A 26,726-nucleotide genomic window follows, 5' to 3' on the forward strand; every position below is an offset into this window, starting at 1 on the left:
TTTGAGATGAAAGAGGAGGAACGCCTGTGTGGCAAGTACAAATAGAGACCCCATTGACGATCACGACACCGAAGGGATTTCAAGCTTCAGGGGTACACGTCGGGCTAAAGCGAAAGCGGAAGGATCTTGGTTTGATTTGGTGTGAGAAAGGTGCAAGTGCCGCAGCTGTCTATACGACGAATCAGGTGCAAGCAGCACCGATCACTGTGACGAAGCAAGCGTTACAGGCGTCACAAGGACACATTCATGCAGTCCTCGTCAACAGCGGAAATGCGAATGCCTGCACAGGAGAACTTGGTCTATCACATGCGTATACATCACAACAAGCGTTAGCGACCCACTTCGGGATTGCTCCAGAACAAGTCGCGATTGCTTCAACAGGAATCATTGGTCAACCGTTAGCCATTGATACGTTACTGGCAGGTATTCCACAGCTGATGCCTACAAATGACAAGGATGCCGCGAATGATTTTTCCCATGCGATCCTGACGACCGATACCGGTACGAAATCTGCTGGTCAACAATACATGCAAGGCAATGTTCAAATTTCAGTATGTGGCGTGGCGAAAGGGTCAGGGATGATTCACCCGAACATGGCAACGATGCTTGGGTTCTTGACGACCGATGCAACGATTGAACCGGATGTCTTACAGACACTATTGCGCCGGACGATTCATCGGACGTTCAACTGCATTACCGTAGACGGTGACAGTTCGACGAATGACATGGTCATGATTTTAGCGAGCGGAGCTGCAGGAGGAGCAACGATCGTTGAAGGGACAGACGAAGCGTTAGCATTCGAACAGGCGATCGAAACGGTTTGCCAAGATTTAGCGAAACAGATTGCGCGGGACGGGGAAGGTGCGACGAAGTTGATCGAAGTGACGGTAGACGGAACACAAACTGATGAAGTAGCGCGGATGATCGCCAAACAAGTCGTCGGATCGTCTCTCGTCAAAACAGCAATCTTTGGGGAAGATGCGAACTGGGGACGAATCATCGCTGCAGTCGGGAGTATCAAGGAGCCACTTGATGTATCAAACGTTGACATCAAAATTGGTTCGCAGTGGGTGTTGCAACAGAGCATGCCTGTCTTATTCGATGAAACAATTGCATCGCGGGAGTTGGCACAGCAGGACGTTCAAATTCATATCGATTTACATGACGGCACAGGACGAGGGCACGCCTATGGATGTGATCTGACGTACGATTACGTCAAAATCAATGCGAGTTACCGGACATGACGAAACGAAAAGTCATCAAACTAGGTGGTAGTGTGTGGGAGCAATTGGATGCGCGGTATTTCGAGGAATGGAAAGCGTGGGTCGAAACCGGTAACGAATTATTGATTGTCCATGGGGGCGGTCCTCTTCTATCGAGTTACTGTGAGCAAGAAGGAATCAAACCCGTGTTTCGGAACGGTGTCCGTGTAACGACGGATGGTGTCTTACTCGGGGCGCGACGGATCTTAGCAGGGGAAGTCCAATCCGGTATCGTCCAGCAGTTGAATCAAGCGGGGATCCCTGCCGTCGGAATGAGCGGTTTAGACGGCGCAAGCGTCCATGGTAAAACGATCAAAGGACTCGGGGCAGTCGGTCAAATCACGCACATTCATCCACGATTATTCACGGTGTTGAGTACGAATGGTTATGTGCCTGTCGTCACGTCCCTTGTCACAGGGGAGCAAGGTGTATTGAACAGTAATGGAGATGCGTGTGCAATTGCTGTCGCGAAGGCTTGGTCTGTCGACCGCTTTGAATTGTTGACGGATGTCGAGGGTGTAAAAGTAAACGGTGACTATCAATCAGAAATCACGTCTGCAGCCATCGAAGCTGCGATAGCGTCGGGAGAAATCTACGGGGGAATGATTCCGAAGGTCGAAGCGATGATGCAAGCCACTCAGCATGGTATTCCAGAGGTCGTCATTCGGTCTGGGAAAAATGCATTAGCTACAGGGACACAAATCAAGGAGGAATTACATGAGTGCACTACTACCCACTTATCAACGTACTGATGTGGAATTGGTCAAAGGACAAGGGTCGATCGTAGAAGATGCGACAGGGAAGACGTATCTGGATTTCATCATGGGAATCGCTGTCTGCAACACAGGGCACCGTCATCCTTATATTCAGCAACGGTTAGAGGAACAGTTGAATCAAATTTGGCATACGTCGAATCTGTTTCAAATCGCGGCCCAAGAGCGAGTCGCCGAGCGACTGACGGAAGACAGTCATCTTAGCCGTGCTTTCTTTTGTAACAGTGGTGCGGAAGCAAACGAGGCGGCGTACAAACTCGTTCGAAAATGGACAGGGAAAACGGAAGTCGTCACGTTTAAACAGTCCTTCCACGGGCGAACGTTTGCGATGATGGGCGCAACAGGACAGGAGAAAATCAAAGCGGGATACGGGGAGATGGTGAATGGCTTCAAACATCTACCGTTTAACGAGATGGAGAGTCTATCAGCGATTACGGAGCAAACTGCTGCCGTATGGCTTGAAATCATTCAAGGAGAAGGTGGGGTCGTCGTCGCTGATGATGCGTGGCTTGAAGCGTTGATGAAGAAGGCGCAGCAATACGATGTCAAAATCATCGTCGATGAAGTGCAGACCGGCATTGGTCGGACGGGTTCTCGTTTTGCGTTTGAGCAGACACCACTCGTACCGGATATCATTACCCTCGCGAAAGGGCTTGGGAGTGGACTCGCGGTCGGCGCGCTACTTGCGACGGCAGAGGCAGCGGAAGTATTCACACCTGGATCGCATGGCTCGACCTTTGGTGGGAATCCACTCGCGATGACAGCTGCGGAAGCAACACTTGATCTCTTGTTAAGTGACACTGTCATGGCAGACGTTCAAGGAAAAGGCGAATATTTACGTCAACAATTAGAGGAGAAATTACCCAAGTCAATCGTGAGTTCTATTCGTGGACGTGGCTTGATGGTTGGTATCGAGTGTACGATGCCTGTTGCACCGCTGATTGACGCTTTACGTGAGAATGGTCTTCTCGTCGTTTCGGCTGGTCCTCATGTCATTCGCTTATTACCATCGTTGTTCGTGACGGAACAGGAACTCATGCACGCCATCGAAAAAATACAACTCGTTTGTCAACAGGAGGTCATCGTATGAAACAATCCGGAAAACTAATGCTGGCGGACGGAACGACGTTTACCGGTTCGTGGCAAGGAACAGCTCCAGTCAAAGGCGAGGTCGTCTTTTTCACTGGAATGACAGGATATCAGGAAGTCTTGACGGATCCGTCTTATCAGGGTCAAATTCTTGTCTTCACATACCCGTTGATTGGTCAATACGGTATTCAAGCGGAGGCGTCAGAAAGCAACCAGATTCAAGTCGCTGGCGTCATCGTTCAAACATTAGCAGCGGACGGGGAAGGAACATCACTCGCGAGCTGGTTGAGCAAAGCGAATATTCCGATTTTGTCAGAAGTCGATACGCGTTCTCTTGTGCATCTATTACGAACGGAAGGCGACCAATTCGGAGACATGATGCAAGAGGATATGGCAGTCACTGAGTCAATCGACACAGCATACATCGCTTCCGTATCAACGACTTCAGACGTCGAATACGTACCGGAAGTCGAACAGGGTCACATCGTCTGTATCGATTACGGCGTAAAACAATCGATGATCGATGCTTTGCTTGAACGCCATATGCGTGTAACGGTCGTGCCATATGATACGACACCGGAGCAGGTTCAAGCACTGGCCCCAGATGGTCTGCTGTTCTCCAATGGACCTGGTGATCCGACACAACTGGATCCATTTCTTTCAGGAATCCGTGAATTGGCGACGAGCTATCCGACACTTGGTATTTGTATGGGGCACCAAGTCCTCGCTCATGCCTTTGGTTGTACCTTATTAAAACAACATCACGGGCACCGTGGGGCGAACCATCCCGTACGTCATCTAGCATCCGGGCAAGTGTTCATGACGTCTCAGAATCATGGTTATGCCGTTGATGTAAAAAGTATCGAAGCGTCTGAAATGGAACTTGCGTACGAACACATCAATGATGGATCCGTTGAAGGATTGATTCATCCGGCTCTACCGATCATGACAGTCCAATTTCACCCAGAAGCGAGTCCAGGACCGACAGAGGCGATGGTCGTCTTCGATCAATTCGTAAATAGCGTATTACATCAGGAGGTAGCATATGTGGGATAAACAGAAAGTACTCGTCATCGGTTCGGGTCCGATCGTCATCGGGCAAGCAGCAGAATTTGATTATTCCGGCACACAAGCCTGTCAGGCGCTTCGAGAAGCGGGATGCGAGGTCATCTTAATGAATTCGAATCCGGCTACTATCATGACGGATCCGAGCACGGCAGATCATGTCTACATTGAGGCGATGACCCTTGAAAAAGCAACGGCCATCATCGAACAAGATCGACCATCCCATCTCCTAGCGACAGTCGGTGGACAAACGGCACTCAATCTTGCGATGTCACTCGAAGAAGCAGGCGTACTTGAGCAATACGGTGTCGAACTTCTAGGGACATCGCTTGAGACAATCCGAGACGGAGAAGATCGTGAACGATTCAAGCAAAAGATGATCGAACTCGCGCAACCGCTCCCGGAAAGTCAAACAATCGAGTCGTTAGCAGAACTTGAAGATTTCATGGCAGTACACGGGGTGCCACTCGTCATCCGACCAGCCTTTACGCTCGGGGGAACGGGCGGTGGAATCGCGGTGACGAAGGACGAGGCACGTTTGTTAGCGCAGAACGGCTTACAAGCGAGTCCGATTTCGCAGTGTTTGGTTGAAGTGAGTATCGCTGGCTATAAAGAAGTCGAATACGAAGTCATGCGTGACAGCGCAGATACGACGATCATCGTCTGCAACATGGAAAACATTGATCCTGTCGGTGTCCATACTGGAGACTCTGTCGTCTTTGCACCGATTCAATCGATTTCAGATCGAATGAATCAGCAATTGCGGACGGAAGCGCGGAAAATCGTATCGCACCTCGGTGTCATCGGTGGATGTAACATTCAATTCGCGATCCATCCGACGGAAGAACGCTACTTCGTCATTGAAGTCAATCCGCGTGTCAGTCGTTCTTCGGCACTTGCTTCCAAGGCGACGGGATATCCGATCGCGAAATTAGCGACACGTCTTGCGCTCGGTGAGCGACTTGATGACTGCATCAATCCTGTCACGAAGGAGACGATGGCGAGTTTTGAACCGACGATGGATTATATCACGGCAAAAGTGCCTTGTTTCCCTTTCGATCTATTTACCGGCAGTAACCGGACGCTTGGAACGCAAATGAAGGCAACGGGTGAGAGCATGGCGATGGGGAAGACGCTAGAAGAAGCGTTACAAAAGGCGTGGCGTGGTGCAGGAGTCGAGCAAGCGCCTCTTTATCCGACATGGATGAGAACAGCGGAGGCTGACGTATTGTGGAAAGAAATAAAGGCGCCGACGGATCGTCGCTTGCTTGCGATGCTCGCGCTACTGGATCGCAAGGAGACGACCGTCGAAGAACTCGTCGAACAGACGAAAGTACAAGCTTTATTCGTCAAAGTACTCCAACGCCTCGTTGATCAGCAAATAAAAATTAAAATGACAGACATCTCTTCTATCAAAACTGCGAAGCTGATGGGCTTTACGGACGAACAAATTGCCCTTCTGACGGGTGTCAGTGCTGTAGACATCGAGAAGTTACGTAAAGAGCAAGGCATCCTTCCTGTCTATCACATGATTGATACATGTGCGGGAGAGTTCAAGAGTGCGACTCCTTATTTCTACGGAAACTGGAGTGGTCAAACGGAAGTCACAGCATCGACGAAAAAGAAAGTCGCTGTCATCGGTGCGGGACCAATTCGGATCGGTCAAGGAATCGAATTTGATTATTGTTCCGTTCACGCGGTACGTGCATTACAAGCATCCGGTTACGAAACAATCATGATCAACAATAACCCGGAGACCGTCTCGACCGACTTCGAAGTCGCAGATCGCCTGTATGTCGAGCCGTTGACACTTGAAGACGTCATGCATGTGCTAGAAGCAGAGGATTGCCAAGACGTCTTAGTCCAGTTCGGAGGACAAACGGGGATTGCGCTTGCGTCTGGTTTGGAGAACGCCGGTTATCATCTTCTCGGAACGACGGCAGATGTCATCGATCAAATGGAAGACCGTGAGCGGTTCTATCAATTTTTAGATGACATTGGTATCGATCGTATTCCAGGACAAGAAGTGGCGACGTACGAACAAATGATAGAAGTCGCAACAACGATCGGTTACCCGGTCATGATTCGTCCTTCCTATGTCATCGGAGGTAAAGGAATGCACATCATCCACGATCAAGAGCAATTAGAGACGATCGTTTCCGAATTAGCATTCCCGGTCCTCGTGGATGCCTACCTCCAAGGAAAGGAAATCGAAGTCGACTGCATTACGGACGGAACAACGACGTACGTTCCGATTTTGATGGAGCAATTGGAACGGGCAGGAGTTCACTCTGGAGATTCGACGATGATTCTGCCACCTGTATCGCTCAACGCTACCGTTCAGAGCGAAATCGAGCGAATCGCGCAGATGATCGGACAACAGATGGATTATAAAGGAGCGTACAATATCCAATTCGTCTTGCATGACGATCAAGTCTACGTCTTGGAAATCAATCCGCGTGCCTCTCGCACGTTACCGATCGTCGCCAAAGTAACGGGTCAACCGATCTTACAGTGGGCAGTCCAAGCTGCGGTCGGTCAAGCGGTCGCACTACCAACGGAACAGACGAAACTTGATTTCCATGCCGTCAAGACCCCTGTTTTTTCAACGTTAAAGTTACAAGGCGTCGATCCGAAAACAGGCCCAGTCATGCGTTCGACAGGTGAAACGCTGCAATGGACGACAGACGGACTGGCGCTGGAACGTTTCATTTTCGACGAGACGACGAAACGACATTTGACGACGAGAGACATCATCGTTGCTGGAGCAGATACAGAGGCTTTCGGAATGGGTGTAGCGTTAGATGAAACGATTGACTGGGCACAATGTGCGATTTTCTATTCGCACGTGATAGAAGAAAAAGCGAGTCGCGAAGCAGCGCTTGCTGCCGGGGTACAAGTTCTGACAGAACCTGAACTAGCACATTATCATCTACAAGCGACAGAAAAGTCCCCTTATGCTGTGAAGGCACTTCATACATGGACAGAGCCGATCAAGGAGGAAGTAAAATGAAGACGATGCAACAACTGCAACATTTCTTAACGATGGCGGAACTGACGCCGGAAGCACTGACGGAGCTATTGGCACTCGCGAAAGACATCAAGCATCAGCCGAGTGTCTACCAAAACGCATTAAGCCATAAAAAAGTGGCCTTATTGTTTGAAAAGGCATCGACGCGAACACGTCTATCGTTTGAGGTGGGTGTCGCCGAACTCGGTGGACATCCGATCGTGCTAAGTGGAGCAGATATGCAAATCGGGCGGGGGGAGCCGCTCTCAGATACGATTCAAGTCATGAGCCGTTACGTCGATGCCCTGATGATTCGGACGTTCGGTCATGAGATCGTCGACACGCTTGCGGCACATGGTACGATTCCAATCATCAATGGATTGACGGATCTACACCATCCGTGCCAAGTCCTTGCTGACTTGCTGACAATCGAAGAGACATTTGGAACACGATCCGGAAAGATTTTGACATATATCGGGGACGGAAATAACATGGCGCATTCGCTGATGATTGGTGGAGCGCTCAGTGGAATGGAAGTTCGCATCTGTGCGCCGGAGGCGTATGCTCCTGATCCACAAATCGTTCATGAGGCACAAGTCATTGCGAAGGAAACGGGTGGAAACATCATCGTCATGACGGATCCTGAGGAAGCAGCGAGTGGTGCAGACGTCGTGTATACGGATGTCTTCGCGAGTATGGGACAAGAAGAAGAAGCGACGATGCGTCTGCAAGCATTTGAAGGATATCAGGTTAATGCCAATATTATGAATCAAGCAAATGATGAAGCTATTTTCTTGCATTGCCTTCCGGCGCATCGCGGGGAGGAAGTCACGGCGGACGTCATCGATGGCAAGCAATCTGTCATCTTCGATCAAGCCGAGAATCGCCTCCACGCACAAAAAGCGTTGCTCGTCACATTACTTGGATAACCATAAAAGACTCGGTCGCCGATTTGGCGACCGAGTCTTTTGGTTGAGCGAAGTTAATCATAATGGCGTCGGGCTAATCGTTCTTCTTGTTCTTTTTTTGATTTGTCGCTTATTTTTTTCGTGCAGACGTTTCATGAAAGAGGTCGTTTGCCAAGACGGTGCCCAGTCGGATTCTTTTCCGGCACGGAGTGCGAGGATGTAATCATAGCTCTGATGAAGTCGTTCAATCATCTCCGTTCGGACATCACAAATGTGACCGTGTCCGGGTATCAACAGTTTGACTTCATATTCATAAATGAATGACTCGAGTAGCTCGAGCGTCGTCAAATACTCAGAGGAATCGTGTTCAATCAAGGGGATTTCAACATCGGAAGCATAGTCGCCGCAGACTAACAAGTGGAGTGGCATGACGATGAAGGAAAGATGAGTCGATTCATGACCAGGTGTCAAAAAGAAGATCAGCTTCGTCTGACCAATCGTCAAAATCGTTTCAGACTCATGGATGACATGCGTCACATCTGGAAATAGCACGGGGGAGTCGATGTAAAATTCATCGTTAAAGTCTTGTACGGCTTGGAGCGCTTCTTGTCGGTCGACATCGATGAACGGTTTAGAAGCGATGACGATGGCATCCGTAAAGGCGTAGGCACCTAAAATATGATCGAAATGGGCATGCGTATAGACAACGTATAACGGTCGTTCGCGACGCACGATTTCGACGTCTCGACGAATCGTTGCAATCTCATCGGGAAGCCAACCAGGATCGACGACAATCAGACAATCAGGCGTCTCGATCAATGTTGAGGTCGTTTTCATGAGTGTACTTTGATAAATCGTCACGCCAGGCATTTTCATCTGAATCATACGAATCCTCCTTTACGAATCTCTATCTATATCGTTGTATACCCAGAAATTCGTTGGAATCATCAGCAGAAAAAATAAAAAAAGACGACTCGCACGTCGCGAGTCGCCTGCCCTCTAGAGGGAAATGGTCCTAGACCTATGTTATGTCATAATTGGAGCGGGTGAAGAGAATCGAACTCTCGTCATCAGCTTGGAAGGCTGAGGTTTTACCATTAAACTACACCCGCATATCGGCTACATGAAATATAGTAGCATAGCAAAGAGGGCATTTCCATAACTTTTATGAAAAAAAGCAATTTCTTTTAAGATTCGGTGTACAATAATACTAGTTAATCGTTTCCAATGGTAATCTTGATTTGCAATATGGGTAAAGTTGGGTAGAGGAGAGAGTGTCTGGTGAATGAAGTGCGAGTTTGGAGCGAACAATCGATGGGAAAAGGATGGGAAGCGATTTGTCACCACCAATTCGATCGTCATCGCTTATTGATAGGAGAGTGGTTCCATAACGTAGGTGTACTTGCTTTTTCCATCAATCAAGATGCGGATTTGCTACCGGATGTCCTTCCAAACACATTCGATCTGCCGCTCGTCTCGGAACGTGTGCAGCGCATGATTGCGGCATACGCGCCTTTTTCTGTACAATGTCTCAAGGTACATCTTGAGACGAAGGACGGAGTGGTTCCGTACTATCTTCTCAATCTCTTATCTGTCAGTCGGATCGAACATCTACATACGACGGATGTATTCCGTCCGATCCCGAGACGACGCGTCTATTTTTTGACAGAACGACGAATCAGCGATTCGATTTGTCCGCACCATTTGATGCGGGATGAACGCACACATCGCATGTTCGTCTCTGCTCAACTCGCTCGACAATTCGAGCGTATGGCTGTGACGGGTATCCGCTTTGAAGAGATACAACGAATGGAGGAATTCAAATGAAACAGTACACAGTCGATCATTGGATCACGCTAGAATATCCAAAGGTATTTGAATATCAAGAAGAAGAAACATATGTCAGTTTTTATTCGACGGATGAAAATGCAATGGGTACGCTCCAATTATCCATCTACGAGTCCGATTCAGAAGAACTGACACCGTATGAGGCGGCGGAACAAGAAATCAACTTGTTGGTAGAAGAGTTCGGCATCGAACTGACAGGAGCACTTGAAGTCCGTCGTAATTCAACAAAAGAAGCGTTGCTTGCGGTAGACGGGAAAGAAGAAGATATCTTCTTACGGATCTACGCGTATTCAGACGGGGAACGGTTAGTCTTGTTGACGTACTCTGCAGAACGCGAGACGCTTGAAATCGAGGAAATCGAAGCGATGATTTCTTCACTGACTTGGATTCAATGAAGGATACGATAGAAGTGCAAAAGGCAGCGGATCGCAAGGATCCGCTGCCTTTTTTATATCGATCGGTGTGGCTTAAGAAGAACGGGAAGATGACTGTTTAGCTGCTGGATTGACTTGTTTATTCAACCAGCTCGCGATATCTGCGAAAACGCGGATACGTTCGAACTCATGGAAGAGCTCGTGACGTAACCCTCGATAAATCGTCAGCTGTACGGCATCGACACGGACGCGATTATACATATCAAACAAATGATGAATACCCTTTCCATCGAACGCGACCGCGTCATCCCCACCAGCAAGCAATAAGAGGGGTAAATGACGTGGATGCTGATAGATGGAAGCAAGTGCGTTGACGAGTTTCGTTGCATGCAAGAGTTCGTGGAAGAACCCTAATGTGACCGTTTGACCGGACAATGGATCTGCATCATAGCGCATGACGGATTGTGGATCCGAAGAGAGCCAAGCATTTTTAGAAAGCGCTGGGAAGAAGCGTAAGTTATACCGTCCGAACACGAGTTGTCCAAAACGTTCAGCAGGGTGTGTCGCTGACAGCTGATGGATTTGACGTTCGACGAGTTTTTGACTGACATTACCGAGTAAACCTGTACTAGTTGGGGGTCCACTCGCGATGATTCCGGCTACTGTATGGCCGAGTGTTTGACCGATCCGGCGAGCGATCAACGAACCAAAACTATGACCGAAAATGAAAACAGGTAACGTCGGATAACGCTCTTTGATGTCAGTGACGAGTTCTTCTGCATCCTGCATCAATTGTTTAAAACCCTGATTCGGCTCGAGGTGTCCGAGCGTTCCGAGCTGTGCTGCTCGGGTTCCGAAACAGCGTAAGTCTGCGATGATCGTGTGGTAATGATGCGCATAGAGGAATTCTGCGAATTCCTCATACCGTGCGCCATGCTCCATCATCCCGTGAAAGACGATCACGACTCCTTTAGGATCATGGGCTTCGAGGCTATGCAATGTCGTAGTATAGCCGTCAGAGGCTATCCAATGTGAATGATCAATCGTCATGTAACTCATCCTCTCATCAAGAAAGTCCGAATACCTGTCCGTCTTCCGAAACGCCCATATGGAAGGCGGCAGGAACTGCGGGTAATCCTGGCATCGTTAATACATTCCCAGTCAATGCAACGATGAACCCTGCACCAACCGATGGTCGGATTTCGCGGACCGTGATCGTGAAGTCTTCGACACGACCATAACGAGCAGGGTCATCGGTTAAAGAAAATGGTGTTTTTGCCATACAAATCGGTAACTCATTCAATCCCATCTCCGTACACCGTTCGAGTTCGCGAAGCGCTTTGGCTTCAAAATGAACGTCGGCTGCACCGTAGACACGCTTTGCGATACGCTCGATCTTTTGACGAAGCGGTAAGACGTCAGGATACAGTGGGCGGAACTGGCTCGGTTCCTCAAGAGCTTGCATGACTTCCGTGACGAGTGCTTCGCCGCCAGCCCCCCCTTTACTGAAGACCTCACTTTCCGCGACACGAATATTACGATCCTGACACCATTCTAGGATCATGTTCCGTTCTGCTTCCGTGTCAGTGAAGAAACGATTCAAGGCAACGACGGCAGGGACGCCGAACAGACTCATCGTCTCGACGTGTTTTTCAAGTAACGCAAGACCATCTGTTAAGGCAGCGAGATTTTCTTCGCTGAGTTGCGTTTTGTCGACACCACCATGCATCTTCAAGGCACGAACCGTAGCGACGATGACGACGGCATCCGGGTGGAGTCCGCCAATCCGTGATTTGATGTTGAAGAACTTTTCGGCACCTAAATCAGCTCCGAATCCTGCTTCTGTGACAACGTAATCACTTAGCTTCAGTGCAGTTTGCGTTGCAATCAAAGAGTTACAACCATGTGCGATGTTCGCGAACGGTCCACCGTGAATCAGTGCCGGTGTTCCTTCGACGGTTTGAACGAGGTTCGGACGAAACGCATCTTTTAGAAGCAACGTCGCAGCTCCTGACGCCTGAATATCTTTGACCGTAACCGGCTGTTGATCGTACGTATACGCGACGACGATGCGGCTCAAGCGTCGTTCGAGATCCGTGATAGAGTCTGCTAGACAGAGGACCGCCATGATCTCGGAAGCGACCGTGATATCGAACCCATCTTGACGCGGTACGCCATGAGCAGGACCACCGAGACCAATCGTGACTTGGCGCAAGGCACGGTCATTCAAATCAAGAACGCGTTTCCAGACGATACGACGCGGATCGATGCCAAGGATATTACCTTGATGCAGGTGATTGTCGAGCAAGGCACTGATTGTATTATGAGCAGATGTGATCGCATGCATATCGCCTGTGAAATGCAGATTGATCTCTTCCATCGGTAGGACTTGGCTATAGCCACCACCACACGCGCCACCTTTTAAGCCCATCGTTGGACCGAGTGAGGGTTCCCGTAAACAAATCATCGTCTTATGTTTTGCCCGATGCAACGCTTGTCCGAGTCCGACAGTGACGGTTGATTTTCCTTCACCGGCGGCTGTCGGATTGATGGCAGTGACAAGAATCAGTTTACCGTCAGATTTCGTTGCCAATCGGTTCAACAGTCCGTCTGTCAACTTCGCTTTATACTTTCCGTACGTATCAAAATCCTCTTCTTGCAAACCAATCCGGTCCGCAATTTCTCGAATCGGGCGTAAGACGGTTTGTTGTGCGATTTCTAAGTCCGAACGAATGGTCTTTTCCATGGTATCGACTCCCTCTTTGATTGGATCTCTCTTTTTTCTAATAGTAGCCTATCTAGTGCGAGTGCGCCAAAAGAAAACGTTCAATATTTTCCACCCAATGGGTCAAATGGTGACGTGTTCAAGTGTTAGAGAAAGACGTACTGTAGAGTGGAGGAGGGATGAAACAATGACATCTGGACAAAAGAAGTGGAAACGCGGTCTTGATTTTTGGCTCTTCGTCGGACCGGTCTTTCTTGTATTCGCAGTGATCGTGCTTGTACCGTTTTTCAATGGCGTCATGTATTCGTTCACGGACTGGAACGGTGTGACCGGAGAATTAAATTGGATCGGCTTTGATAACTATGTCCGTCTCTTTACGAGTGACGAGCAGTTCCAGCAGTCATTTTGGTTGACGACGAAATATACGGTCGTCGCCGTCATCTTAACGAATGTCGTCGGTTTCATCTTGGCGTTCTTATTGACACAAAATATTCGCACACGTAATTTCTTACGAACGATTTTCTTCATGCCGAACTTAATCGGTGGATTGATCCTCGGGTTCGTTTGGCAGTTCATCTATGTCAAAGGCTTCGCATCGATCGGTGAATTGACAGGATGGAGTATATTTGAACTTCCATGGTTAGGAGATGCCCGGACAGGATTCTGGGGTATCGTCATCGTTTCGATTTGGCAAGGTGGCGGTTACATCATGGTCATCTATATCGCGGCTCTACAAAACGTGCCACAAGAGCTGATTGAAGCAGCAAAAATCGATGGTGCCAATCGTCTATCGACGTTACGGAACATTACGTTGCCGCTGATCATGCCGTCGGTCACGATTTGTCTGTTCTTGACGATTTCGTGGTCCTTCAAGTTATTCGATACGAACTTATCCCTAACGAATGGTGGACCATTCAAATCGACCGAAATGCTTGCTTTAAACATTTACAAAGAATCGTTTACGAATAATAATCTTGGACTCGGATCAGCGAAGGCAATCATCTTCTTCGTTGTTGTTGCAGCGATTACAGTCACTCAAGTCTATCTGACGAAAAAACGGGAGGTGGAAGCATGAGTACAGCACAACCATTACCCACTCCGCAAGAGGAGAAACCGAAGCGCTCTAAAAAGACGAGAGGTCGTTATTCACTCCGTCTTGGAACGGTCGAACTGGCAGCCTTATTGATGGGGCTACTGTACATGATCCCGTTTTATTACGTTGTCTCGAATTCTTTCAAGACGCAGGGCGATATCTTTACGAACACAACGGGTCTACCAAAGGAATGGATGACGTCCAACTATTCAGAAGCATGGGAAGCCATGAACTTCGGAAAAGTCTTTTTAAACTCCGTCATCATTACAGTCGGCGCTAACGCGGTCATCATCATCTTTTGTTCGATGGCGGCCTGGAAACTCGTCCGGACGAAAACACGCTTGTCGACGATCATCTTTTTCTTATTCGTTGCGGCGATGATCATTCCATTCCAATCGATCATGATTCCCTTATCGAAACTGTCTGGTGATCTCGGATTGCAGAACAGTTATTGGGGATTGATTCTGATGTATCTTGGCTTCGGGTCAGGATTATCGATTTTCTTATACCATGGATTTATGAAGTCGATTCCAGAAGAAATCGAGGAGGCGGCCATCATTGATGGTTGTTCACAATGGGGTGTGTTCTGGCGCATCGTGTTCCCATTACTCAAGCCCATCACGGTGACGATCATCATCTTGAACACGCTTTGGATTTGGAACGATTTCCTACTGCCATCGCTCATGTTACGAGACGTCGATTTACGAACGATTCCACTCGCGACGTTCTATTTCTTCGGTCAGTATACGAAGCAGTGGGACTTAGCACTTGCCGGACTCGTCCTCGGGATCATTCCGTTATTGTTGTTCTTCTTTGCCTTGCAAAAACAGATCATTCAAGGAATTACGAGTGGATCGATCAAATAATTTTTGTAAGCGCGTTCTCGCTTCTGCGAGAACGCTTTTTTCATGATTCACACGTCAGATTAATCTGACAACTTTTATTTTTTTTGAAAAAAAGTCTTTTCAAACACTTGCGACCTGTTGTACGATGTTCTCAATTCAATTGTAACAACGACGTTGAAGGGAAGAGTAACACCTTGTACGACCGTATAGCGAGCTGGGGATGGTGAGAGCCCAGTCGGAAGCAAGATGCGAAGAACCTCCCGGAGTCGCTACCCGAACCCGAATGTCAGTAGGCGTAGTCGGAGTTGCCTGTCCGTTATCATAAGGCCGAAGATGAAGTGATTCGTCTTTTGAGTGAGCAACATCGTTGCTAACATGGGTGGTACCGCGGAACCGAGTCTTTCGTCCCATATTCTTGGGAAAGAAGGGCTCTTTTTTATGGCTTCTTTTTCAAAACACAATTGAGGAGGAACACCACCATGACAACACTCGTATCGATGAAACACACACAGGAAGCTATCACACTCGTAAAGAAACGCTTTGAAGAACGCTTTTCGACGACACTCGGATTGACACGTGTCGAAGCACCATTGTTCGTAGAAAGCACACTCGGTGTCAACGATCATCTCAACGGCGTAGAGCGCATCATTCGCTTCGATGCCTTGGATCACACAGCAGACCTCGAAATCGTACAATCTCTTGCAAAATGGAAGCGTCAAGCGCTTCATACGTATGGATTTGAAGCAGGAGAAGGCTTATACACGTTGATGCATGCGATTCGTCGCGATGAGATGCTGGATGCGACACACTCCATTCACGTCGATCAGTGGGATTGGGAACGTATCATTACGAAAGAACAACGGACGAGTGCTTATTTACAAGAAACGGTACAAGCGATCTATGCAACGATTCGTCAAGTTGAGCAAGAAGTGGAAGCGGAGTACGGCATTTCAGCAATCTTACCGGAAACGATTCATTTCATGACGACACAAGAGCTAGAGGATGCGTATCCGACACTTTCGACGAAAGAACGTGAAACTGAAGTCACAAAAGCATATGGTGCAGTTTTCCTCATGCAAATCGGTGGCGCATTGGCTTCAGGTGAGAAGCATGATGGTCGAGCGGCTGACTACGATGACTGGACACTCAACGGTGACATTTTAGTACACCACCCAGAAATCGGAGCATTCGAATTGTCTTCAATGGGAATTCGCGTTGACCGTGAAGCGCTTTTAAAACAGACGGCGATTGCTCAAGAAGAGGATAAATTGGCGTTCCCGTTCCATCAAGGTGTGCTCGAAGAGCGTCTACCGTTAACGATGGGTGGAGGAATCGGTCAATCCCGTATGGCGATGTTCTTATTGAAGAAACGTCACATCGGTGAAGTCCAGGCTTCTGTCTGGTCGGAAGAGACGCGTAAAAGTCTTCAAGCGGAAGGCGTCCACTTGCTCTGACATATATATAGTAAGAAAGCGTCAAAATAGGATGTTTATAAAGCAAAGGGCATGCTCCGATTCGGAAGCGTGCTCTTTTTTTAGGTTCGTAAGACCTCAGGCGGAGGAAAGACGTGTCGATTCCTGGTAGAATGGGGATAACAATAAATAAGAAAGAGGTGAAGACATGTCTTCTTTATTGATCGTAGGATTACTCATCCCTGTATTATTCCTTGTATTCCTTTGGTTCAACATTAAAGGATTACGGACGATGTGGCGGGATTATAAACGGACAGGCTCAATCGTTGCTCTCGGTTTCTTCATTGTCGGGATTATCGGAATTTTCACAGGTGTTTGGACGACATTAGTCGTCATCATTTATTATCTCCTCCGTCCAGCGAGAGGATGAACGGAGGGTTATTCGTATGTTGGAATGGTTGTTTTCAGCCGGAGAATCCAATCTCTGGCTGTTTTTAGGAATTATGATTGTTGGTCTTGGAACGGAATTGATTCCGGCAGAAGTGGGCTTACCGTTGCTCGGTCTATATGTGTCGAACGGAACGGTCAGTTGGACAGCTGCTGTTCTGGTCGGTTTTTTAGGAAGTCTGATGGGGGCGACGGTCTTTTATCTTCTAGGTCGTTATGCAGGTCGTCCGATACTTATCCGGTACGGCAAATGGTTACTGATTAAAGAAAAAGAAATTGAGCAAGGGGAGCGCATCGTCGGGAAATACGGAACATGGTCTGCTTTGTTCGGACGTTTTTTCCCAGTCGTGCGCTCGGTCGTCTCGATTCCGTGTGGTTTGTTTGGTCTTTCGTTCAAACGCTATTTACTCGCTTCAAGTATTGGACTTTTTCCAGTTTCTTTCTTTTACATCTGGGTCGGTGAACGATTCGGAGTAGAACGTGCTGAATCCATGCTAAAAGGGTTAGAACAAGAGTTATGGTGGATCTTAGGTGGAATCGTCGTGATTCTTGGTGGATACGTTCTCTACCGTCGTGCCAAAGCGAAACGTAAGGAACAGAAGCAAGACGCACAAACGAAACAATCAGATTCATGAATATGTAAAAAACAACGCAGTGGATCTTCAGGATCCACTGCGTTGTTTCATGAACAGATCAAGCGGGAGGAAACAAGAATCGTTTCAGTGTCTTGATCCGATGTTTTGGCGTTAGCAATAACAGTTGATCATTGCCTTCTAGGGCAGTGTCTCCGCGTGGAGTAATGATTTGATCATCACGGATGATAGCTGTGATCAAAAATTCCTGAGGCAAATCAATCTCTGAGATCGTCATTCCAATGAATGGATGGGACATCGGTAACGTCAATTCAATGATTTCCGCATTCGGTTTACCGATTGACATGAATTCAATGACGGTATGGATAGCAGAAGTCTGTGTTTCGTTCAGTCGTAACCGCTCGGAAAGGAACGTCAACATACTCCCTTGAATTAACGTTGATAATAAGACTGTGAAAAACACGATATTGAAGATCATCGATGCATTTTCGATATCGGCAACGAGAGGGTATGTCGCGAGAATGATTGGTACCGCTCCTTTTAGACCAGCAAAGGAAATGAAGACCTTCTCTTGCCACGAATAACGAAACGGAAGGAGACTCACCCAGACTGACAAAGGACGAGCGATGAAAATTAAGATCAGTGCCAGCGCAATGGAAGACAGGATGACCTGGACATCGAGCAATTGTTTCGGAAAGACGAGCAGACCGAGCACGATGAACATTCCGATTTGGGCAAGGTGCGCCATACTCATCGTAAAACGGACGAGTGTCTGTCGGTAGACGAGTTCATGATTACTGATGTAGATCGCTGTGACATATACTGCTAAAAATCCACTGGCGTGGAACGTATCAGCTAAACCGAAAGACAAGAAAGCAAACGACATGAGCATGATTGGATAAAAGCTAGAAGAGGACAAATCGATCCGATTGATCAAGGTCGAAGCTGCCCATCCAATCAACAAACCAATCAGAAGTCCCATCGCCATTTCCCAAACGAGTGATCCAAGTCCCGATAAGAGCGATGCTTCTTCAGGGTTTGTCACGAATTCAAGAAACAAGACAGTCAAAAAGACGGCCATCGGGTCATTCGTACCAGACTCGACTTCGAGTGTTGATCCGACTTTCCGTCGAATCGGCTGACCACTCAAGACAGAAAAGATGGCAGCGGCATCCGTCGAACCAACGATTGCGCCGAGTAAAAAAGCATTCGCCCAACTAAAGCCCAGAATATAATGGGAAGCAACGGCAACGATGGATGTAGCGATGAAGACTCCGAACGTCGCAAGCGAGAGGGAGGGGGCCAATTCATGACGCACTTCCTTCCAAACCGTTTGCAGACCACCTTCGAATAAGATGATGATGAGGGCAACGGTTCCGAGAAGCTGAGCCAGTTCTGCATCGTCAAAACGAATGAACCCCGTAATGTCGCTTCCGGCAATCATACCAAGAGCGATAAAAATCAGTAGAGCAGGAATATTCAGACGGCTTGATAACTTCGTCGTCCAGACGGCGGCAAACAGCAATATACCAATCAATAAAATCGTGAGTTGCAAGGACATGGCATCAAACTCCTATTCATAAAAGAATCTCTAGTTTCATGATACAACAATTCCGATAAAAAGACTCGGATAACGATTGTTCAATATTTTCCACCACACCGGACAACTTTCTCTCTCTTCATTGCAAGCGTTTTCATTTATTGTGAAGATGTAGCACGAAATGAAACGAAATCAGGGAGGGAATCCGAATGCGTAAAAGAAGATGGGCAGCATTACCTGTCGTCACGACGGCGATGGTCGTCGCTTTGGCAGCATGTGGTGGCGGTACATTGAATAGCGATGACTCGAAAGATAGTGGTTCAAAAGACGGTAAGACGCTCAACGTATTCCAATTCAAGGCTGAAATCGCAAAAGACATGGAAAAGATGGCAAAAGCGTATGAAAAAGAAACCGGGACGAAAGTCGTCGTGCAAACAGTCGGTGGTGGATCGGACTATGGCGCGGCTCTGAAATCACAGTTCGCTTCAGGTAATGAGCCGGATGTCTTTAACAACGGTGGCTTTACGGAAGCAAAAACATGGCAGGATAAGTTAGAAGATTTGTCAGATGAAAAGTGGGTCGGTGATCTAACGGACCTATCAAAAGAACCAATGACGATTGATGGTAAATTGTATGGTATGCCAATGAACCTTGAGGGGTATGGCTTTATCTACAATAAAGATATCTTCAAAAAAGCCGGTATCACGGAACTTCCGAAAACATTAACTGAATTGACGGAAGCTTCTAAGAAGCTGAAAGCAGACGGAGTGACGCCATTCTCGATTGGATACGGCGAGTGGTGGATTCTCGGTAATCACCTTTTGAACATTCCGGTCGCACAGCAGGATGATCCAGATCAGTTCATCGCAGACTTGAATTCTGGAAAAGGAAAGTTCGAAGATAACAAACAGTTCAAGGATTTCATGAATCTATTTGATTTAACGATTGAGTACGGTAATAAAAATCCGTTAACGACGGATTACAACACACAAGTCTCTCAATTTGCTGAAGGTAAGACAGCAATGCTTCAACAAGGGAACTGGGCACAACAATTGATTACGGACGTCAATCCGGACATCAACATGGGCTTCATCCCGATGCCGATCAATGATGATAAAGAAAAAATGGATCGTCTTCCTGTCGGCGTACCAAACAACTGGGTCGTCAACAAGAACTCGAAGAACAAAGCAGAAGCTAAAAAATTCCTCGAGTGGATGGCGATGTCTGATACAGGAAAAGACTACATGGTCAATAAATTCAAGTTCATCCCTGCCTTCAAATCAATCGAAGCGAAGGATTTAGGACCGCTTGCAGATGATATTCAAGCGTACTCGAAAGACGGAAAAACAATCTCATGGAACTGGTTCAAGTATCCGGATGGTGCTGTAAACGAGTTCGGAGCGATCATGCAAGCGTATGTTGGTAAGCAAAAAACAGCTGACGAGATGCTGCAGGACTTCACGAAGACATGGGATAAAATGAAGAAATAAGAAGTGATTCAAAAAACATGCCTGTTCCGATTAACTGACGGAACAGGCATGTTTTTTGTTATAAGAAGAATAATTGGATGAAGAAGAGAAGCGCGAATACATAGATGAGTGGATGGACACGCTCTTTTTGGATAGCTTTCATGATCGGATAGACGATGAAACCAAATGCGATACCGGTTGCGATGCTACCGGATAATGGCATGATCAAGATGACGAGGAATGCCGTGAAAGCTTCGCTGAAATCATCCCATGGAATCTGTTTGATGTTTTGAATCATGAAGGCACCGACTAAAATCAATGCTGGCGCAGTAATCGCAGGAACGCTCGAAATCGATTGAACGAACGGTCCAAAGACGGCAGATAATGCGAATAGAATCCCGACCGTCACGGACGTAAGTCCAGTCCGTCCACCAGCAGCAACACCCGCTGCAGATTCTACGTAAGCGGTTGTGGGGCTTGTTCCGAACAATGAACCAGCGACCATCGCAGTCGAATCAGATAATAGGGCACGTTCGCTGTTTTTCAATGACCCATCTTCTTCAATCAATCCAGCCTGTTCTCCGACAGCGACCATCGTACCTGTCGTGTCAAACATCGTCACGAGAACGAAGGAGAGGACACCGCTGAACAGACCGTATTGGAACACGTCTTGAATGGCGTTGAACGGATTCGTGATGATCAATCCTTCTGGTAACGTCGGTAACGCAACGAAGGAATCCGAGAACTTCAATTCACCTGTCAAGAATGCAATCAATCCAGAGAGAATCATGGCATAAAGGATGGCTCCTGGCACCCGTTTGATTGTTAGGATCGCAGCAACTAATAAGCCGATGAGTGTGATCAATGCTTCTGGTGACGTCAAGGCGCCAATCGTGACGAGTGTATCTTCACTAGCGACGAGAATTCCTGACATCTTAAGACCGAGTGAAGCAATGAAAAGACCGATTCCACCTGTGATAGCAAGCTTTAATGTCATCGGAATGATCTCAATCAGCTTCGTACGAATCGGTGAGAGTGATAACAATAAGAAAATGACACCAGCGACGAAGACGACTGAGAGTGCTGTCTGATATGGAATCTTCTCACCAACGACAAGTGTATAAGTAAAATACGCATTAAGTCCCATTCCGGGTGCGACTGCGATTGGTAGATTCGCATAAAGTCCCATCAAGAGCGTACCGATCAATGTCGCGATGATCGTCGCAGAAAAAGCTTGAGCTTGAGGAATACCGGCATCTGCTAAAATCGTCGGATTGACGAGCAGAATATATGCCATCGTAATGAACGTTACGAATCCAGCTTGGATTTCACGTTTTACGGTTGTTTGATGTGCGGCAAGTTTAAACATGGATAAAAGGACCACCTTCATAACAAATTGATTAAAAAAACGAACATTGATGATATTATAGTAAAATTCATTCGGAATCAAGTCGAAACAAAAAAGAATTTTTTATCGGAATCGCGAAAGAGAATATCAGGAAATGATGTAAGCGGATTCAAGGTTATGATACGATTGATTACAAGAAAAAGGATGGGGGCGCCTTTCATGAAAAGTATCCGGACGCGTTTGATTCGTCTCGTTGTCCTGGCAATCTTGATTCCGACAGCCCTCGCGACATCGATTTCCTATTTGTATGTGCGGCACCAAAACATTGAACAGGCAGAACGTTCTAGCCTGAATGTTTTGACACGGGGAAATACACAGGTGACCCATTACATAGAGGATATCCGCCGTCTATCGACGAGTCTGTATGCGAATCGTTCGTTGATGAACATCATGCGCGTCGGAGCAGATCAGGAACTAGACGAATCCGATGGAGTCGTTTCGCGGGCGATGTTAGGTCTGTTTTTATCACGTCAAGATATCGAGCAGTTACATTTCGTCATCTTAAATGGTTATTCGGAGTATTCGGTCTACAATATGAAAACAACGAGTCGGGGAACGTTTGATTGGATGCAAGAAACGGATTATTTTCGATTGATGAAACAAAAAAGTGGCTGGTTGATTGACGAGGCGCACACGATTGAACCCTATAATGTCCACACGATGATTCTGGATGAGAAACAAGTCGTCAGTTTTCGTTATCGCATCGATCGTGTCGAGACAGATGAGCCGCTCGGCTTCCTTTCAGTCGATATTCCAGTCCATGTGTTTGAGCAACAGTTGAAGCTGTTCGAGAATGATCCAGAAGAGTCGTTATGGTTGATGACAGAACAGCGCGTCTTAGCACAGACTGGGGCAGAGATGGAACTACCAGTCGATCAATTCACTGGGCAAAGTGGGAGTTTACGTGTTGGAAAATCGTTCATCGTCTACTCGAAGACGATGACGAACGGCGTTCCACTAACACTCGTCAAACGAATTCCATATGCATCGGTCATCCAAGGGGCGAACGAAACGGCATTGATTCTTGTTTTGATTGGTCTAGTCTCACTATTCGTCATGATCATTGCCGCAAGTCTTGTTGCCATGCAGATCACGAAACCAATCAAACAGTTGACGGCAAATGTCTGGCGAGTCGAACAAGGGGATTTATCAGCACCGTTCGTTGCGACGACGAATGATGAGATTGGATTACTCAATCGCCAGTTCCAACGCATGATTCAACGGATTGATCGTTTAATCAAACGGGAGTATCGACTGGCACTTGAAAATCGGACGAATGAGCTACGGGCATTACAATCCCAGCTCAATCCGCACTTCTTCTTCAATGCCTTACAATCGATCGGAACGACGACGTTACAAGGAGACCGGAAGATTGCTTACCGCTCGATCACCGGATTATCACAAATGATGCGTTATTCGATGAATAATGAGCAGACGATCGTGACGCTAAAACAAGAAGTCGATCATCTCCAGGCGTATATTCGTTTGCAACAGCAACGTTTTCCAGAACGGTTCCGTTATATCGTTGACGTCCCGTGGCATCTCAATGACATTGAAGTGCCGAAGATGATCTTGCAACCGTTCGCTGAAAACTACTTTAAACACGGCTTTCAGCAGCAATTAGCAGCGACGGAAAACTATCTCGCCTACAAAGTACGGACGGATGGTGGATGTCTCATCATTCAAATCGAGAATAGCGGCGCCATTCTTGAAACAGGACGACTTGAAGAGATTGATCGAAAAATGCGTATGCATCGTAACCCAGAAGACCTCGAGACGAGCGGCATTGGTCTCCATAATATTTATGAACGGCTCTTGATTTTTTACGGGGAACAAGCAAATATGACGCTCTCTTCTTCAGCTGTAGAGGGAGGATTCAAAATCGTGATTCGGATTCCATATGAGAAGGGGGACTTGGCATGAACGTGTTGATCGTAGACGATGAACGACATGTACGGGAAGCGGTCAAATTGCTCGGAGAATGGGACAGTTGGCAGGTCTCACATATTTACGAGGCGGAACATGGGGAAGAAGCGAAACGATTACTGGATACTGGAACGATTGATTTAATGCTGACAGATGTCGAAATGCCAGGACTCGACGGACTAACATTACTAGAATGGACAAAAAATCATCATCCAAAGGTCGTCACGATCGTGCTGACAGGGTATGATGATTATACGTATATGCGACGTGCCATTTTGCATCAATCCTTTGATTATTTATTGAAGCCGGTTGATCCAGATGTACTCAATGATGCCTTGTCCCGCGCGATGGAATGTATCCATCCGGTAGTGGAATCAGGGGAAGCGATTGATCAAATCGCCAAATACATCGAAACGCATTATGCGGAAGAATTGACACTGCAATTCATGAGCGAACGGTTTTACTTGAGCCGAGAGTATATATCACGACGCTTCAAACAGCGTTTTTCCGTTAACTTATCTGATTACATTCAAACGATTCGCTTGAATCGGGCGAAGGAATTACTAAGTGAAACGGAAGCGCGTATTTACGAAATCGCACTTGAAGTCGGATATCAGGATGATAAGTATTTTCGGAAAGTGTTCAAAAAACAATTCGGTATGACACCGAATGAGTTTCGTGAATTGTTGTCGATTTAAACGACTATCGAGGAGGAATCGTACATGAGTGTACACATTAACGCAGCTGAAGGACAAATCGCCGAAACGGTCTTACTTCCAGGAGATCCGTTACGTGCTAAATACATCGCTGAGACATTTTTAGAGGATGTCGTTCTTTATAACGAAGTTCGAGGAATGTATGGCTTCACAGGTACTTATAAAGGGAAAAAGGTTTCGGTTCAAGGGACAGGTATGGGTGTACCATCGATGTCGATCTATGCGAACGAACTCGTTCAGTCATACGGTGCGAAAAACTTGATCCGTGTCGGAACTGCTGGTGGGATCACTCCAGACGTTAAAGTCCGTGACGTCGTCATCGCGATGAGTGCTTCGCATGACATGGCACAGAACCGTGTTCGTTTTAATGGACTAGACTACGCACCGACTGCTTCTTTTGATCTGTTGCATAAAGCGTATACAGCAGCAAAAGAACAAGGCATCGATGCAAAAGTCGGTCAAATCTTCACGACGGATCAGTTCTACCAAGATGATTTCCATCACTTCAAAAAATGGGCAGATTTCGGATGCCTCGCGATTGAGATGGAAGCAGCAGGACTCTACACTCTCGCTGCGAAACATAAAGTGAATGCATTGACGATCTTGACGATTTCAGATCACCTGTTGACAGGAGAAGAAACGACATCGGAAGAGCGCCAAACGACATTCAACGATATGATGAAAGTTGCACTTGAGACAGCGATTCAATTATAAGAAGCAAGACGGAGAAGCCTCTCCGTCTTTTTTCATATCGAAAAAGAGATATGGTAAGATGAAATCAGTGTTATAGATCAGTTAAAGGGGAGATTCTCGGATGGAAACAACGATGACAGAGACAGTGCTTTCAGAACGTCTTCAGACGCAACGCCACTTTTTCCAAACAGGTGCAACACGTAGTCTAGCTTTTCGCTTAAGTATGCTGACGTTCTTACGCCAAGCGATTGAAACGCATGAAGCTGCGATCTATGAGGCATTAAAACAAGATCTTAATAAAGGACAGCATGATGCTTTTACGACGGAAATCGGTTTCGTTTATGGAGAAATTCAACGGATGGAGCGACAACTCCGTCGACTGGCACGCCCGAAGCGTGTCGCAACACCGCTTCTGCATATCGGATCGAAAAGTGAAATCCAGTACGAACCCTATGGCAACGTTCTTGTCATCGCACCATGGAACTATCCTTTCCAGCTGGCACTTGCTCCGGTCATTGGTGCGATTGCGGCGGGGAATACGGTCGTCCTTAAACCATCCGAGCTGACACCGAATGTCTCTCGTGTATTACGAGAAGTCTTTGAAACGGCATTCCATGAACGATTCGGAATCGTTATAGAAGGAGATGCTGAAGTCAGTAGCGCCTTATTAAACGAACGTTTTGATTATATCTTCTTTACGGGTTCCACACGCGTCGGAAAAATCGTGCATCAGGCTGCGGCGAAGCATTTGACGCCGGTCACACTTGAACTGGGTGGAAAATCACCGACGATCGTTCACAAGGATGCGGATCTTCGTCTAGCGGCGAAGCGGATCGCATGGGGAAAATGGCTGAATGCCGGACAGACATGTATTGCACCGGATTACGTATTAATCCATGAAGACGTCAAAGAACGTTTCTTGCAGTTGATTGAAGAAGAAGCCTTCAAGCAGTACGGGAATGGCGTCGGCGTCTCATCCTACGTCAAAATCGTATCGGACGATCACTTGAATCGCCTCAGCAGTTACTTGTCGCAAGGGACGATCGAATTCGGTGGACAAGTCGATGCGGAAACGCGTAAGATGGCGCCGACCGTCATGACGAATGTAGCGGTGGATGCTCCAGTGATGCAAGACGAAATCTTCGGACCGATTCTACCGGTGTTGACATACCGTGAAATCGAAGAGGTCATCGCGTTCGTCAATGATCGTGACAAGCCGCTTGCGCTTTATCTATTCACAGAGAACAAAGCCGTCGAACATCGTATCCTTGAACGGATTTCATTCGGTGGCGGATGTGTCAACGATACATTGATGCACGTCGCACAGCATCATTTACCATTTGGTGGAGTCGGGGCGAGTGGCATGGGTGGATATCATGGCAAGTATAGTTTCGAGACGTTCAGCCACCGTAAAGGAATCGTCAAAAACACGACGGCGTTTGATTTACCTTTCCGCTACATGCGAACAAATAGCAATTCCAAATGGATGCGCTTTTTGTTATGATGAGCTGTGATTAATTGACTTAAGAA

General features: G+C 47.2%; 23 protein-coding genes, 1 tRNA gene and 1 other annotated feature. Of the genes, 18 read left to right on the forward strand and 6 right to left on the reverse strand.

Translation table 11 applies throughout. The features are described 5' to 3' along the window. Positions 1–26 precede the first annotated feature (26 nt). Genes argJ through argF form a run of 6 tightly spaced genes read left to right on the forward strand, consistent with a single transcriptional unit; the run spans position 27 to position 8,128 of the window. Positions 27–1,244 (forward strand): bifunctional glutamate N-acetyltransferase/amino-acid acetyltransferase ArgJ, encoded by a 1,218-nt coding sequence (gene argJ, locus P401_RS0100900; protein WP_029340839.1) that lies wholly within the window; start codon positions 27–29, stop codon positions 1,242–1,244. Beyond that, on the forward strand, positions 1,241–2,014 hold the full coding sequence (gene argB, locus P401_RS0100905) for an acetylglutamate kinase (protein WP_029340840.1): 774 nt from the start codon (positions 1,241–1,243) through the stop codon (positions 2,012–2,014). The genes argJ and argB overlap by 4 nt, the downstream gene beginning before the upstream one ends. Then, entirely contained in the window at positions 1,980–3,125 is a 1,146-nt protein-coding gene (locus P401_RS0100910; protein ID WP_029340841.1) for an acetylornithine transaminase, read from the forward strand. Before argB ends, P401_RS0100910 begins: the two co-directional genes overlap by 35 nt. Continuing rightward, entirely contained in the window at positions 3,122–4,180 is a 1,059-nt protein-coding gene (locus P401_RS0100915) for a carbamoyl phosphate synthase small subunit (RefSeq protein WP_029340842.1), read from the forward strand. Before P401_RS0100910 ends, P401_RS0100915 begins: the two co-directional genes overlap by 4 nt. Continuing rightward, complete coding sequence (gene carB, locus P401_RS0100920) at positions 4,170–7,202, forward strand: carbamoyl-phosphate synthase (glutamine-hydrolyzing) large subunit (RefSeq protein ID WP_029340843.1); 3,033 nt, start codon at positions 4,170–4,172, stop codon at positions 7,200–7,202. The genes P401_RS0100915 and carB overlap by 11 nt, the downstream gene beginning before the upstream one ends. After that, positions 7,199–8,128 carry an ornithine carbamoyltransferase gene (gene argF, locus P401_RS0100925; protein ID WP_029340844.1) on the forward strand — a complete coding sequence of 310 codons (930 nt, stop codon included), beginning with the start codon at positions 7,199–7,201 and terminating at the stop codon, positions 8,126–8,128. The genes carB and argF overlap by 4 nt, the downstream gene beginning before the upstream one ends. Before the next feature lie 57 nt (positions 8,129–8,185). On the opposite strand, the gene P401_RS17420 is transcribed toward argF, so the two are convergent. Both P401_RS17420 and P401_RS0100935 read right to left on the reverse strand, forming a co-directional pair. Continuing rightward, the gene (locus P401_RS17420) at positions 8,186–8,992 is read right to left on the reverse strand and encodes an MBL fold metallo-hydrolase (protein WP_152548163.1); all 807 of its coding nucleotides are present in this window, start codon (positions 8,990–8,992) and stop codon (positions 8,186–8,188) included. Between the two features lie 153 nt (positions 8,993–9,145). After that, a tRNA-Gly gene (locus P401_RS0100935) sits at positions 9,146–9,219 on the reverse strand. Between the two features lie 169 nt (positions 9,220–9,388). On the opposite strand from P401_RS0100935, the gene P401_RS0100940 reads away from it, so the two are divergent. After that, positions 9,389–9,934: a hypothetical protein gene (locus tag P401_RS0100940; RefSeq protein WP_236627057.1), complete on the forward strand. Its 546-nt coding sequence runs from the start codon at positions 9,389–9,391 to the stop codon at positions 9,932–9,934. After that, positions 9,931–10,350 (forward strand): hypothetical protein, encoded by a 420-nt coding sequence (locus P401_RS0100945; protein WP_023467229.1) that lies wholly within the window; start codon positions 9,931–9,933, stop codon positions 10,348–10,350. The genes P401_RS0100940 and P401_RS0100945 overlap by 4 nt, the downstream gene beginning before the upstream one ends. A gap of 72 nt (positions 10,351–10,422) precedes the next feature. Here the strand turns inward: P401_RS0100945 and P401_RS0100950 are convergent, their stop codons facing one another. Both P401_RS0100950 and P401_RS0100955 read right to left on the reverse strand, forming a co-directional pair. Continuing rightward, positions 10,423–11,379, reverse strand: coding sequence for an alpha/beta fold hydrolase (locus tag P401_RS0100950; protein ID WP_029340846.1), 957 nt, complete (start codon positions 11,377–11,379; stop codon positions 10,423–10,425). Between the two features lie 16 nt (positions 11,380–11,395). Further along, positions 11,396–13,075, reverse strand: coding sequence for a formate--tetrahydrofolate ligase (locus P401_RS0100955; protein ID WP_029340847.1), 1,680 nt, complete (start codon positions 13,073–13,075; stop codon positions 11,396–11,398). A 166-nt stretch (positions 13,076–13,241) separates the two neighbouring features. On the opposite strand from P401_RS0100955, the gene P401_RS0100960 reads away from it, so the two are divergent. From P401_RS0100960 to P401_RS0100980, 5 genes are all read left to right on the forward strand, one after another. Further along, positions 13,242–14,129 (forward strand): carbohydrate ABC transporter permease, encoded by an 888-nt coding sequence (locus tag P401_RS0100960; RefSeq protein ID WP_023467232.1) that lies wholly within the window; start codon positions 13,242–13,244, stop codon positions 14,127–14,129. Then, on the forward strand, positions 14,126–15,013 hold the full coding sequence (locus P401_RS0100965; RefSeq protein ID WP_023467233.1) for a carbohydrate ABC transporter permease: 888 nt from the start codon (positions 14,126–14,128) through the stop codon (positions 15,011–15,013). Before P401_RS0100960 ends, P401_RS0100965 begins: the two co-directional genes overlap by 4 nt. A 144-nt stretch (positions 15,014–15,157) precedes the next feature. Next, positions 15,158–15,405, forward strand: a binding site (T-box leader). Positions 15,406–15,471: 66 nt separating this feature from the next. After that, positions 15,472–16,446: an aspartate--ammonia ligase gene (gene asnA / locus P401_RS0100970; protein WP_029340849.1), complete on the forward strand. Its 975-nt coding sequence runs from the start codon at positions 15,472–15,474 to the stop codon at positions 16,444–16,446. Between the two features lie 166 nt (positions 16,447–16,612). Beyond that, positions 16,613–16,834, forward strand: a complete 222-nt coding sequence (locus tag P401_RS0100975) for a hypothetical protein (protein WP_029340850.1) — start codon at positions 16,613–16,615, stop codon at positions 16,832–16,834. A gap of 16 nt (positions 16,835–16,850) precedes the next feature. Next, complete coding sequence (locus P401_RS0100980) at positions 16,851–17,486, forward strand: DedA family protein (RefSeq protein WP_051656215.1); 636 nt, start codon at positions 16,851–16,853, stop codon at positions 17,484–17,486. Between the two features lie 58 nt (positions 17,487–17,544). On the opposite strand, the gene P401_RS0100985 is transcribed toward P401_RS0100980, so the two are convergent. Next, on the reverse strand, positions 17,545–19,005 hold the full coding sequence (locus P401_RS0100985; protein ID WP_029340852.1) for a potassium/proton antiporter: 1,461 nt from the start codon (positions 19,003–19,005) through the stop codon (positions 17,545–17,547). A gap of 188 nt (positions 19,006–19,193) precedes the next feature. Between P401_RS0100985 and P401_RS0100990 the strand changes: the two genes are divergently transcribed. Beyond that, complete coding sequence (locus tag P401_RS0100990) at positions 19,194–20,474, forward strand: ABC transporter substrate-binding protein (RefSeq protein WP_029340853.1); 1,281 nt, start codon at positions 19,194–19,196, stop codon at positions 20,472–20,474. A gap of 58 nt (positions 20,475–20,532) precedes the next feature. Here P401_RS0100990 and P401_RS0100995 read toward each other — a convergent pair whose 3' ends face one another. After that, positions 20,533–21,822 (reverse strand): NCS2 family permease, encoded by a 1,290-nt coding sequence (locus tag P401_RS0100995; RefSeq protein WP_029340854.1) that lies wholly within the window; start codon positions 21,820–21,822, stop codon positions 20,533–20,535. A 198-nt stretch (positions 21,823–22,020) separates the two neighbouring features. Here P401_RS0100995 and P401_RS0101000 point away from each other — a divergent pair, with 198 nt between their 5' ends. From P401_RS0101000 to P401_RS0101015, 4 genes are all read left to right on the forward strand, one after another. Next, positions 22,021–23,784 carry a sensor histidine kinase gene (locus tag P401_RS0101000; protein WP_029340855.1) on the forward strand — a complete coding sequence of 588 codons (1,764 nt, stop codon included), beginning with the start codon at positions 22,021–22,023 and terminating at the stop codon, positions 23,782–23,784. After that, positions 23,781–24,485: a response regulator transcription factor gene (locus P401_RS0101005; protein WP_023467243.1), complete on the forward strand. Its 705-nt coding sequence runs from the start codon at positions 23,781–23,783 to the stop codon at positions 24,483–24,485. Before P401_RS0101000 ends, P401_RS0101005 begins: the two co-directional genes overlap by 4 nt. A gap of 24 nt (positions 24,486–24,509) precedes the next feature. After that, positions 24,510–25,217: a purine-nucleoside phosphorylase gene (deoD, locus tag P401_RS0101010; protein ID WP_023467244.1), complete on the forward strand. Its 708-nt coding sequence runs from the start codon at positions 24,510–24,512 to the stop codon at positions 25,215–25,217. A 100-nt stretch (positions 25,218–25,317) separates the two neighbouring features. Continuing rightward, positions 25,318–26,700 (forward strand): aldehyde dehydrogenase, encoded by a 1,383-nt coding sequence (locus P401_RS0101015; protein ID WP_029340856.1) that lies wholly within the window; start codon positions 25,318–25,320, stop codon positions 26,698–26,700. The last annotated feature ends 26 nt before the right edge of the window (positions 26,701–26,726 follow it).

This window comes from Exiguobacterium acetylicum DSM 20416, from assembly GCF_000702605.1.
GTDB lineage: Bacteria > Bacillota > Bacilli > Exiguobacteriales > Exiguobacteriaceae > Exiguobacterium_A > Exiguobacterium_A acetylicum.

Bases quoted from the DNA above. Each gene is read 5' to 3' on its own strand.
- argB (WP_029340840.1), top strand. From the start codon at position 1,241: ATGACGAAACGAAAAGTCATCAAACTAGGTGGTAGTGTGTGGGAGCAA.
- P401_RS0100910 (WP_029340841.1), top strand. From the start codon at position 1,980: ATGAGTGCACTACTACCCACTTATCAACGTACTGATGTGGAATTGGTC.
- P401_RS0100915 (WP_029340842.1), top strand. From the start codon at position 3,122: ATGAAACAATCCGGAAAACTAATGCTGGCGGACGGAACGACGTTTACC.
- carB (WP_029340843.1), top strand. From the start codon at position 4,170: ATGTGGGATAAACAGAAAGTACTCGTCATCGGTTCGGGTCCGATCGTC.
- argF (WP_029340844.1), top strand. From the start codon at position 7,199: ATGAAGACGATGCAACAACTGCAACATTTCTTAACGATGGCGGAACTG.
- P401_RS17420 (WP_152548163.1), bottom strand. From the start codon at position 8,992: ATGATTCAGATGAAAATGCCTGGCGTGACGATTTATCAAAGTACACTC.
- P401_RS0100945 (WP_023467229.1), top strand. From the start codon at position 9,931: ATGAAACAGTACACAGTCGATCATTGGATCACGCTAGAATATCCAAAG.
- P401_RS0100950 (WP_029340846.1), bottom strand. From the start codon at position 11,379: ATGACGATTGATCATTCACATTGGATAGCCTCTGACGGCTATACTACG.
- P401_RS0100955 (WP_029340847.1), bottom strand. From the start codon at position 13,075: ATGGAAAAGACCATTCGTTCGGACTTAGAAATCGCACAACAAACCGTC.
- P401_RS0100960 (WP_023467232.1), top strand. From the start codon at position 13,242: ATGACATCTGGACAAAAGAAGTGGAAACGCGGTCTTGATTTTTGGCTC.
- P401_RS0100965 (WP_023467233.1), top strand. From the start codon at position 14,126: ATGAGTACAGCACAACCATTACCCACTCCGCAAGAGGAGAAACCGAAG.
- asnA (WP_029340849.1), top strand. From the start codon at position 15,472: ATGACAACACTCGTATCGATGAAACACACACAGGAAGCTATCACACTC.
- P401_RS0100975 (WP_029340850.1), top strand. From the start codon at position 16,613: ATGTCTTCTTTATTGATCGTAGGATTACTCATCCCTGTATTATTCCTT.
- P401_RS0100980 (WP_051656215.1), top strand. From the start codon at position 16,851: ATGTTGGAATGGTTGTTTTCAGCCGGAGAATCCAATCTCTGGCTGTTT.
- P401_RS0100985 (WP_029340852.1), bottom strand. From the start codon at position 19,005: ATGTCCTTGCAACTCACGATTTTATTGATTGGTATATTGCTGTTTGCC.
- P401_RS0100990 (WP_029340853.1), top strand. From the start codon at position 19,194: ATGCGTAAAAGAAGATGGGCAGCATTACCTGTCGTCACGACGGCGATG.
- P401_RS0100995 (WP_029340854.1), bottom strand. From the start codon at position 21,822: ATGTTTAAACTTGCCGCACATCAAACAACCGTAAAACGTGAAATCCAA.
- P401_RS0101000 (WP_029340855.1), top strand. From the start codon at position 22,021: ATGAAAAGTATCCGGACGCGTTTGATTCGTCTCGTTGTCCTGGCAATC.
- P401_RS0101005 (WP_023467243.1), top strand. From the start codon at position 23,781: ATGAACGTGTTGATCGTAGACGATGAACGACATGTACGGGAAGCGGTC.
- deoD (WP_023467244.1), top strand. From the start codon at position 24,510: ATGAGTGTACACATTAACGCAGCTGAAGGACAAATCGCCGAAACGGTC.
- P401_RS0101015 (WP_029340856.1), top strand. From the start codon at position 25,318: ATGGAAACAACGATGACAGAGACAGTGCTTTCAGAACGTCTTCAGACG.